The organism is Pseudomonas sp. TWR3-1-1 (genome assembly GCF_049896545.1).
In the GTDB taxonomy this organism is placed as follows: Bacteria; Pseudomonadota; Gammaproteobacteria; order Pseudomonadales; family Pseudomonadaceae; genus Aquipseudomonas; species Aquipseudomonas weihenstephanensis.
Window position 1 is genome coordinate 1 of record NZ_JAFCUO010000022.1, and the last position, 9,994, is coordinate 9,994.

A 9,994-nucleotide genomic window follows, 5' to 3' on the forward strand; every position below is an offset into this window, starting at 1 on the left:
ACCAGTTCGCCTTTCAGTTCCGTGATGCGCTTGGCGGCGACTAAATCGTTGGTGGCCACCACCTTTTCAAGGCTCGACAACCCGGCCTTGTTCTGGCCGACCTGTGCTCCGAACGTAGTAACGCGCTCGGAAATGGCCTCGTCGTCAGTGGCCCGCACACGCTTTTCAACGGCCAGCTCAGCCGTGGATTGCCAGCTCTTGAGGGCGTCGGCCAACTCGCCCTCGCCTGTGTCGGCGCGCGCGGCTGCCCGCAAGGCTTCCAGCGATGACGATGACGCCGTGACCTTGCCGTCGAGATCATCGATGTGGGTGGTGTTCTGGTTGACCTGAAAGGCCAGGCCATTGGCGGTTTCGAGGATCTCGCCGATGTCCTTCCAATAGACCGGGTTGGGCGGCGGTGTAGCGAGCGGCACGTCTTGAAGCGCTTGATAAATGTGCCGTCCTTCGCGAGCGTTTTCGCCGACCTTGTAGGTCTGCTTTGGGTCGTAGATAAAGGTGTCGACCAGGCCTTCGACCTTGTCACCCAATTCCTTGACCTGCCCTGCCAGCTCCTTGACCGAACCCGGGCCATCACCGGTGATGAGTTCAATGTCCTTCCTCAACTCGGGGTAAAGCGCGCCGGTGCCGATTTGCCCCGCAAAATACTTCTCGTATTCCGTTTGGTCCGAACTTGGCTGGCCATTAATCCCGAACTTTTCCGGGAACCACGGCCCGACATTGCCGGTGCGGTCCACCAGCCGCGCCCAGAAAAACAGGCTGGTACCGGGCACAATGTTTTGCAGCTCATGCCGCGCTTGCGGGTAAGCGTAATCGCCAAGTTTGGTCGCAGACTCCCGATCATTGGCCGTGTTCTGCCAAATCTCGGTGCGCTGGGTGTCTTCTGCACCCGGTGGAAAGCCCCAGTTCAAGCGAATGCCGTAGACCAGGCTTTCAGTGGTCAGGTGCGTGATGGCCGGTGGTTTACCCGCCTTGCCTTCCAAGTCCGTCATCATCGAGCTGGTCGGTAATGAGGCCACCTGCATCGCGTTCACGGCCCTGACGCGGGCCATGTACTGACCGGCGTAGATTCCGCGCACGTCCACGGCAAGTTCGCCGGTACGCGGGATCTTGACCCATTCCCGTGCACCCCAGCGCCATTCGACGTCATAGGCCACGGCGCCCGGAGCAGAGTCCCAGGCGATGGTCATGATGGTAGTAGCCAAGCCTTGTTCGATTACCACATGCTGACTGAGCAGCACCCGCGCAGGCGCATCTTGGGTGCCGGCCGGCAGTCCGCTGATGGGGCGATCATCGAGCACGGTGCCGTAATCGATCGCGTCAAATTTGCTCGGTTCGTGCTGGATCACTTCCAGCTGGAACTGGTGCCATTCCGGGCGCGTGACGTTGCGCACGTAGAATTGCATCAGTTTGAGGTCATCGTAATCGAGCGCCCAGGCGAGTTCTGGCTCGGGCTGCTCGCTGTAATCGGCCATCACGGTGATCTGTCGTCCTTTAACTGACTTGATCACCCTGCCCTGGGCTTTGCCGCTGGGCAAGTTACAGTGCAGGCGCGCGCCTGGAGGGACTTCGATGTCGCGGTCCAGGGTGATGACCCGGCCCGCGACAGCACTGATACGTCCACCGTTGGCGCGACCGGCCAACATCGGGTCGGCCAGCGAGATGACTTGTCCCGGCTTGGGGAGCTGGCCATCAAGGCCGACGCGAAACGTGGCGCCGCGCATTTGTTGCTGCTCGGTGAGCAAAGCCCAACTGCCCGCGCGCTGCGCCTGGCCCTGTGAGGTACAACCGAAGGCCTCCAGCGACATTTCTCGCACGGTGCCGGTCTCGGCCATGGCGTCTTCATCGAACACCGGTTCCTTCTCTGTCGCAAACCCTATGTCCGGGTTGTCCCACGACACGATTGAAAGGTTGTGTCGGTCGCGCCAACGGGTGCCGCTGTAGTTGATGGCGCCGTCGTTGAGGATCATCGACGGGTTGTAGTTAAACACCGGGTCCATGGGCATATCGGCATTGACGGTGATCTGGTTGCCATCCCAAAAAGCTAACCCATGGAAGATCGAGGCCAGGTCTTGAAGCACGGCGTAAGCCTCGGCCTGTTTTTGCAGGTACAGGTTGCAGGTAAAGCGCGGTTCGGTACCGCCGCGACCGTCTGGCACCATTTGGTCGCAATACTGGCTGATGCGGTACAGCGCCCAGCGATCAATCATGGTGGCATCGATGCGCTCGCCCAAGCCGTAATAAGGGTTGAGCACCAGGTCGTAAAACACCCACGCCGGGTTGTTGGTGTAGGCCTCTTTGAACGTGCCGTCCCACACCCCGTTGCTGGTTCCGGTACCGCCCGTGGCGTAGGTGCGGGTGTGCGGGTCGTAGTTCGCCGGTACCCGCACGATACGACCACGCATCAGCACGGCGATTTTCGCGATGCTGCCGCCGAACTGCTGCGCGTCGTACTCGATGCTGCTGACGGCGGTGAGCGGGTATTCCTGATCGCTGTCGACGATCTGGGTGATGGCTTCCAGCAGCATGCCGTCTTGCACCGTCGAGCTGTTGGCCTCGGGTGTCAGGCGGCGCACGCGCACGGTCCAGCGGTTACCAGCTGGCAGTTCGATGCGGTGCGAACGCTCGTATTTGGTGACGTTTTTGCGATCAACGAACGCGCTCAAGAGCGTGGCGTAAGGGCCGCCGTCGGTGGAGACCTCAACGCTGTAATCGATGCGCACCGTGTTGATGTTGCCGCTGGCATCCTGGCTTTGCAGTTGTGGCCATCCAAAACGCACGCGCACCGCGTCCACCACGGTGTTGCTGATGCTGTGCAGGTAAGGGGCGGTGCTCAGCAGTTCGCGGTTGACGCTGATTTCGTTGTTGGACTCGGTCAGTCCTTCAAGACGCTCCTGATTCAATTCGCCGTTGCGGAACTGCCATTTCACGCCGGGGAAGTTGTCAGTCCCGTCTTCGGACACTAAAGGCGTGCCGTCCAGCTTGATCGACTTCGGGCCATTCACCGGCCCGACGATGGGGCCCCAACTCCACAGGTAGACCATGCGCACCGTGGCCAGTGACGGCACGCCATTGGCGGCGTTATTGGGTTTTTTGGCCTTGGCCTCGCCGCCCTTGCTGCCCATGACAGGCATGCGCTTGCGTGCAACTGCGGTCATTGAAGACTCCCTAAATGACAAAACCCGCCGAGGCGGGTTTGGGTGTACGTGGCGGCTTAAAGTTGGTCTTGGGTGCGGACGCCGCCGGATTCGACGGCACCGCCGATTTCCCGCTCGCCGTAAAGCAGCGGCCACGGGTTGCCCTGGGCAATAGTGGTGACCGCGCTGCCGAACCCGTAGCTCGGGTTGTTGCCGTCTTCGTTGCCATTGTTCATGCCTGTTTTCGGCGTGGGCGAGAGCATTTGCACCACTCCGCCCAGCCCCACAGCGACCCCGCCTGCGATCAATGCCATGCCCATGGGCACCGTGGTGCCGCCCGAGACAAACCCGGCCACGATCAGTACCGCGCCGAGGATCACCTGAAAGATGCCTGACTGTTTGCTGCCCTGAATGATCGGCGCAATGCGAATGGTGCTGTCATCGACGCCACGCAGGTCCAGCTCGGCTGCGCCGATATTTTTGCGGCCGGTGAACACCGCAAACACCAGGCCGCGTTGCTCGGCGTTGCGCAGAAACTTTTCAAAGCCAGGCTTGAGGTTGCACAGGGCGCTGATGGCGTCGCGCACATGGTGCACATCCAGTCGGTATTCCTTGCCGAACTCGCGACGAAGTACGCCATAGAGGCGGATGGTGCGCATGGTCATGGTCGGTAATCCTTGTGTCGCAGAATCAGGCGCACGCGATTGGCCTGTGACCAGCCGAACACTTCACGGCTGGCCAGGCGACCGGGCATGTGGTGGTAAATGAATGGGCCAGCACCGCCGAGCGTGGGTGCGGGTTCGCTGGTGAAAGCCGGTTCATCCCCCAGGTAGATCGCCGCATGGTTGGGGTGAAAGCAAGGACGGCCCAGCGTCGGCACTTGCAGCACCAAGAGGTCACCGCGCTGTGGGCTGTCGACACGCTCAAAGCCCACGGCCATGAAGTTGTCTTCGTAGTGGCTTGGGCCGTGTTCGTCCTCCCACCACAGGTCGTGGCGTTCGAAGTTAGGCAGTTGCAACCCGGCTTCGCGGGCATACCAATCGCGGCATGCGCCCCAGCAGTCCAGCAGGCCGTGGGAGAAGTCGCGGCCCAGCAGGGGCGCCTCAAAGCCCGAGGGTTTAAACCATTCCATCTCACCGCCCGGCCAGCCCACGATGCCCCACGGCAAGGCGTGCAGCTCGCAACTGACCCGGTCGGCCATGCTCGGCGTGGGCGCCTTGTCAGGGTGGCTGTGGATGATGGCCAGCAGCTCACCGCGATCTTCAGCGGCGACCAGGTCATGTGGGTCGATTTGAAAATGCTCCCGTGGGGTGCGAGCCTGATTCGGGTAAGGCAGGTACTCACGCCCCGCAGCGGTTTTGATCAACAGCCCGCAGGCCTCGGCAGGATACTCACGCTCGGCGTGAGCGCAGATGTCGCCCTGCAAGTGTTTACTGATGCGCATGACTACCTCGAACTGGCGATCAGGCTGGCACCCATCGAGCCGCCGAAGCGCCGGGTGTTGCCACGAAGTTTGCAACTGCCCCACCGGCCGCTACAGCGATCAAGCGCAGGGTTGTCGGTGGGTTCGTCTTTTTTGCTGAACATGCCAGCGCCGGTGTAGCCGCACGCTTCACCGCGGTACTGCCCGCGACAGGCCCAGCGGCACAGTTTGGTGATCTGCTGTGAGGGCAGCATCTGCCCTTCCATGTCGATCGGACTCGACAGGCTGAAGGTCACCTGGTCACGGCTTTCATCGGTCTTTTGCTCGATGTGCCACAGGTTGATCTTGGCCTGGTCACTGGCGTGCGGGTTGCCGTCGGGAAAGTTGGCCGCGTCCAGAAAGTGGCGAAAGGTTTCGATCACCCGCACTCGGGCACCGGCCAAGTCCTTGAGTTGCAGGCAGATGGCCGATATTGCGCCGCGCACACCATTTAGTTCGTTGGCCACCTGCAACGTGGGCGATGCCGGACGCCCATCGCCACGCAGATCAAAACCTTTGGCCGTGATCTGGATCGGCGAGTAAAGCTGGCCCTGCCAGATGATGTCGGCCTCCTGCGCATGCCCGTGAAAGCGCCACAGGTTGCCGCCCAAGCGTGTTGCGTCCAGCTCAAACAGCCGGATCTGATTACCCGGTTCAAGCTTTTGAATGTCGGCGGTGTAATTCATGGAACCCCAGAAACGAAAAATCCCGCACGGGGCGGGATTGGGTAAAGTAAGACATCAGGGTTTGTAGGTCTGCTTGAAGGTAGCGCTGAGACTGAACAGCCCGGCCCCCATGGCATTGAGCTTGTAGCCTTTGGCACGGTATTGCCCGGGCAGACCGCCAGGCGGAGTCCAGGTAAAAGACTTGTAACCCTCATGCCGGTCAAGAAAGTCTCTAACCGCGCGCAATTCAGAGCCTTCCGTTAAGTAGCCAGTTTTGCTCACGTCCCAACTGTCGGATCGGGTGTTGATGCCCGTACCTCCTGCTTGGGTATAGCCGTCGCCAAAATCGTTTTCCCAGGTGCGCTGGTCGATGTCGCCCGTGGCGCCGAGGCGTAGATCGAAGTTGAAAGTCTCCGTCATGGTCTTCTCCAAAACAGCCCGCCTTGCTGCATTTCATCCTGAAGCACACGGCGGATTTCACTGGTCAGTGCCTGACCCATCATTTCGCCCTGCCGCTGTGCATCCTGATCGCTGACACCTGCTTGGGCCTGAACCGAGACCGGGGCATTTATGACAATAGGGTTTGCGCCTGCCCCACCATGTCCGGCGCGCTCATTGTTCAGGAACTCGGTGAAGTCCCGGTTTTGATTCGGATTCAGTACCCGCTCACCGCCATCCAGCAACCACGTACCTTCGCGTGGGATGTTGTCCATACCGTTGTGAGCCATACCGGTCAGTGCGGCGCTGGCGACACCGGCAACCATTGGCGCGGTGGCTGTGGCAGCGGCGAGCGCTGCGGCAGGCGCCATGGCTGGACCTACCACCGGAATAGCGGCAGTACTGGCAAATGCAGCCAGACTGGCCTGAAAGGCGGTGGCCTGTGCGTTGGCCACCATTCCGAGACCGGCGCTGGCCTGCGTGGTTTTGCCTACCACCAATTGAACCGCCTGATACACCAGCCATTGCGCGGCCATGTCCGTCAGTGCCTGCAAAGTGGATTTAGCGAAGTTGGCGACCAGATCACCCAGGGCATCGTCAGCTGACTTAGCGCCGCTCATGACATCGGACAGAAAGTTACTCAAGCCCCCCTTTGCGTTATCCAGAATGGATGAGGTGGCATCCGCCGCCATCGCCGAGTAATTCTGCGCTGCATCGACATAGTCTTCCCACGCCGAGGTAACGCCGTCCATCCAGTTGGACTGAGCCTCATCGATCTTGTTGTAGTAGTCCTGCTGCATGACTAGACGTGTGGCCAAGGCCTCGTTGAGCAGCCCGGTTTCGCTGTCGTACAAGCTCTGACTGATCTTGCCGCTGTTCTGCTGTTCCTGCAGATCGCGCATTTGCTTGTTGAAGTCCTGCTGGATGGCCAGCGTCTCTTTCAATCGCGCTTGATATTTGTCACCGCGCCCCGCACCTTCCAGTTCCAGATCGAAGCCGTCAGATTGGGTCTGGATGTCGAGCTTGATCGTGGAATCAAACGCCGACAGCTTGGCCGCATCTTCGCTGGCCTGTTTTATCTTATTGAGCGCATCCAGCTCAGACGCCAAACCTTCAAGGCGCTGCTGCTGTTTGGCGTTGATGCCGACCAACTTGCCACTGGTGATTTCGAAAGCCAGCTTGGCCACTTCGGTGGCGTTTTTCTGCTTGTCGGTGGTGGTGTTGATCAGGTCAATTTGTCGTTTGTAATCCTCTTCGGTTGTATCGAATTTCTTCTGTAGCTCAGAAACTGACTTGGTGTCTGCCTTTTGTGTTTTGAGGCTTGCATTGACCTTGTCGATTGCAGCCGCATGCTTAAGCGCCTGCTTTTCGGACGCAGGATCAAGTTTGAGAATACCTGCAGAAAGCTGAGCACGTAATTTTTCTACTTCGGTCAACTTACCCGCCACAACAGCTTGTTTCTTCAGGCTGTCGAGATAGCTCTGACCTGCCTTGTCGCTAGCAAAACGCACCCCATTGAGTTCAGCCTGGGTCTTTTGAATCGCGCCTTTTAGCGCCTCTACTCGCTCACCAGCCTGATCAAGCGGTACCGCAAAAGGTACGTCGCCGCCGGAGTCTGCACCTGATTGCAAGCGGTCATAAGTCTCCTGAGCCTTCACCAGCTCTGATTGAAGACCCTCAAGCGTGCCGCTCAATTGCTCGAAGGAGCGTTTGCCCATGTCTTCAGGCAACATACCTTTGACCGCTTTGCGAATCCTTGTCGACGCGTCATCAAAGGCGTTGGCAGCCTTGGTCGTACCTTCTTCAGCTTTGTCACCGAAATCCAAAAAGGAATAAGCGATTAGACCGACCGTGATAATCAGTCCCGGCCAGCCAGCAGCCAGCGATAACAGAGCGCGACCTGCCTTGGCGGCCATAGCAAAAGCTGCTCCCAATGCTGTGCTGCTTGCAGCCCATGTGGCCATAGATGCAGTTGCGGCCAACTGAGAGGCCGCCAACTGGCCATTTACGACAGCAAGCGCCTCTGTGGCAGCAGTCCGCTGAGCTAAAGATGCGGTAACAGCGGCCGATCCCGCGATCGTTGTTGCAGTGAGTTGAGCCTCTGCTGCCGTGAGCTGGCGGATAATTGCTGTTTCAGCCAAACGCAACTCGGCCATGCGCGCCACTGACTGTTGCCGGCCAATATCAGAAATCTGCGCCCGAAGACGCTGTTGCTCCAGATCGAGTTCAGCCACCAGAGACTGACGAACTGTTTGCAGCCGTGCAAGATCAGCTACTTGAACTTGCCGCGATGCTGCAACTGTCGCCTCTGCACCGGCCACAGAATTTCTGGCCCGGGTTAAATCCGCAATGGCGGCCGCTTTAACTGCCTCCAACCTGCGGACCTCTCCCGCTGTAGCGATAGAGTTAGCAAGTGTGAGTTCTGCCGTTGCTTTGATATTGACGCCCATTGCGTAGGCATTGGCGATCAAAGCGCCCGCCGTCCGGCCCAAAACTACAAGTAATCCTGCTTCAAGAATCCGGGTAAAACTTTGCAACTTTCCAGAATCAAGAGCCGCAGATAAATCCAGTACAGAGCTTACAAATGCCCGAGAAACGCCAAGGGTGTCATCCAAGGTGCCGATGGCGCGCGTAGCACTGTTTTCAAGAACCGTGAACGCACCTTTGATGGTTGTTTGCGCCCGGGCAAACTGGTCATCAATAGATTGTGTTTGGCTTAAAATAGCCCTAAACAACTTTTCAGACGTTATTGCTCCCGCTTCTCCCAGTTTTCTCAGATCGCCAACCGCCACTCCCATACCATCTGCAATCGAGCGAGCGAGACCTGGCGCTTGTTCAAGCACAGAATTCAATTCTTGCCCGCGCAATACACCCGAAGCGAAGGCTTGCCCCAACTGAATCAAAGCACCCGAAGCAGCTTCGGCTGATACACCACTCGCAGACATGGCCTTGCTGATGGACTCAGTGACTCGCACGACTTCAGCCTGACTAACACCAAGTGCGCCGGTGGTCGAAGCAATTCGCTGATAAAGCTCAGCGGTGGGTTCAAGTGCAGCCTGTGACCTTTGAGCCACATTGAAAACGTCTTGAGAGACCGCAATCAGCTCTTTCTGGCTGACCGTCACTTGTTTCAAACGGTTTTGCACTGAAGTCCAAGTTTCCGCATACGCAACCAACTCTCGCGTACCTAAATAGCCAACTGCTGCAACGCCTATCGACTTTAGTGAACTGACAATCTGACTGCTCGCGCTTTGAGTTGATCTCTCGATTTGGCCCATACGATTAGTTGCAGTTCGCGCGGCGCGATCCATGCCTTGCTCAAATCCCCCGATACGCGCAATGAGATCAAGCGTCAGGGTTCCCAGTGAGCGCGAGGCCATTAACCTTCCTCCAGATAACAGAAAACCGGCCTCAGCCGGTTTCGGGTAAACATGCCCGGTTTCAGTGAAGTCCGGGAATTGTTAATTCATGGCGTAAGAGCCTTAGTATTTTTGCCGCACCGCGCACAGTAAAGGCTGTGCTTGGTGATAGAGGCCGAACAGTGCGGACATTCCATCACGCGAATCTTCTTGATTGTCTCCGCTTTGGCTTGTTCAAGCGCTATCGCTTCCCGTGCAGCAGCCTGTTCAGCAGCTTCTTTTTCACGGTGCTTTTGATTCACCTCGGCAATCATCTGTTCAGTCCTGCCTGAAGACGGCTGAGAGCGGCTCGAAAACATCATGACACCTATGACCAACACGAAAACGACAGCAGCAATCACCACTCCCACGGCAACCCACAGTCCATATGCAGCAACGGCTATAGCAGCCACACCCAAGAGCCACGGCGCAAGAATCACGGCGATTACAACAAGAACAAGCAAAATGGCTATCTGCACGGGGTATTCCCTCCCTGAAATGGCCCGCAATCTAACACCCCGGCGCCGAAGCTTCAAAACTGCGTATTGACCACCCGCAAGTTCAAGTCCAAGCCTCTACTGCCTGCTCCAGGCTAATCACAGCAACCGCCTGCTGGCTGTAAATCATATAATCCTTGAGTTCAGCCTTCCCGCCCGCCACGCGACTGGTGAGGTGTGTGAGCATGGCGAAATGCCGCTCAAGCCGCCGGTTTCGGTCAAGCGTCCCGTATTTCTCGCGGTAGGCAATCCAGCCCAGAACTTCATGATGGGTAAGCCGCTCCTTGGCTTCAGCAACAGAGTTGCCTCCGATATTGTTCAGCACCAGTTCATGCCAGAACTCGTCGGAGGCGCTTAGTTTTTTGCCTGTTCCTTCCCGGTGCCGTTGGCTTCATTTACT

At 58.2% G+C, this 9,994-nt stretch carries 8 protein-coding genes; all 8 read right to left on the reverse strand.

The genetic code is table 11. From position 1 onward, the window contains the following. Nucleotides 1–3,155: host specificity protein J (locus ACP7A4_RS22625; protein ID WP_426248439.1), on the reverse strand; the 3,155-nt coding region annotated here is incomplete at its 3' end. 56 nt (nucleotides 3,156–3,211) lie between these two features. Next, nucleotides 3,212–3,799 (reverse strand): tail assembly protein, encoded by a 588-nt coding sequence (locus ACP7A4_RS22630; protein WP_426248440.1) that lies wholly within the window; start codon nucleotides 3,797–3,799, stop codon nucleotides 3,212–3,214. Continuing rightward, nucleotides 3,796–4,578: a C40 family peptidase gene (locus ACP7A4_RS22635; RefSeq protein WP_426248441.1), complete on the reverse strand. Its 783-nt coding sequence runs from the start codon at nucleotides 4,576–4,578 to the stop codon at nucleotides 3,796–3,798. Before ACP7A4_RS22635 ends, ACP7A4_RS22630 begins: the two co-directional genes overlap by 4 nt. Nucleotides 4,579–4,580: 2 nt before the next feature. After that, nucleotides 4,581–5,282, reverse strand: a complete 702-nt coding sequence (locus ACP7A4_RS22640) for a phage minor tail protein L (RefSeq protein ID WP_048366398.1) — start codon at nucleotides 5,280–5,282, stop codon at nucleotides 4,581–4,583. 54 nt (nucleotides 5,283–5,336) lie between these two features. Then, entirely contained in the window at nucleotides 5,337–5,681 is a 345-nt protein-coding gene (locus ACP7A4_RS22645; RefSeq protein ID WP_426248443.1) for a phage tail protein, read from the reverse strand. Then, entirely contained in the window at nucleotides 5,678–9,079 is a 3,402-nt protein-coding gene (locus ACP7A4_RS22650) for a phage tail tape measure protein (RefSeq protein WP_426248444.1), read from the reverse strand. The genes ACP7A4_RS22645 and ACP7A4_RS22650 overlap by 4 nt, the downstream gene beginning before the upstream one ends. Nucleotides 9,080–9,165: 86 nt before the next feature. Then, on the reverse strand, nucleotides 9,166–9,576 hold the full coding sequence (locus ACP7A4_RS22655; RefSeq protein WP_426248445.1) for a hypothetical protein: 411 nt from the start codon (nucleotides 9,574–9,576) through the stop codon (nucleotides 9,166–9,168). Nucleotides 9,577–9,658: 82 nt separating this feature from the next. Next, nucleotides 9,659–9,919 (reverse strand): phage tail assembly protein T, encoded by a 261-nt coding sequence (locus ACP7A4_RS22660; RefSeq protein WP_426248446.1) that lies wholly within the window; start codon nucleotides 9,917–9,919, stop codon nucleotides 9,659–9,661. Between the last annotated feature and the right edge of the window lie 75 nt (nucleotides 9,920–9,994).

Bases quoted from the DNA above. Each gene is read 5' to 3' on its own strand.
- ACP7A4_RS22630 (WP_426248440.1), bottom strand. From the start codon at position 3,799: ATGACCATGCGCACCATCCGCCTCTATGGCGTACTTCGTCGCGAGTTC.
- ACP7A4_RS22635 (WP_426248441.1), bottom strand. From the start codon at position 4,578: ATGCGCATCAGTAAACACTTGCAGGGCGACATCTGCGCTCACGCCGAG.
- ACP7A4_RS22640 (WP_048366398.1), bottom strand. From the start codon at position 5,282: ATGAATTACACCGCCGACATTCAAAAGCTTGAACCGGGTAATCAGATC.
- ACP7A4_RS22645 (WP_426248443.1), bottom strand. From the start codon at position 5,681: ATGACGGAGACTTTCAACTTCGATCTACGCCTCGGCGCCACGGGCGAC.
- ACP7A4_RS22650 (WP_426248444.1), bottom strand. From the start codon at position 9,079: ATGGCCTCGCGCTCACTGGGAACCCTGACGCTTGATCTCATTGCGCGT.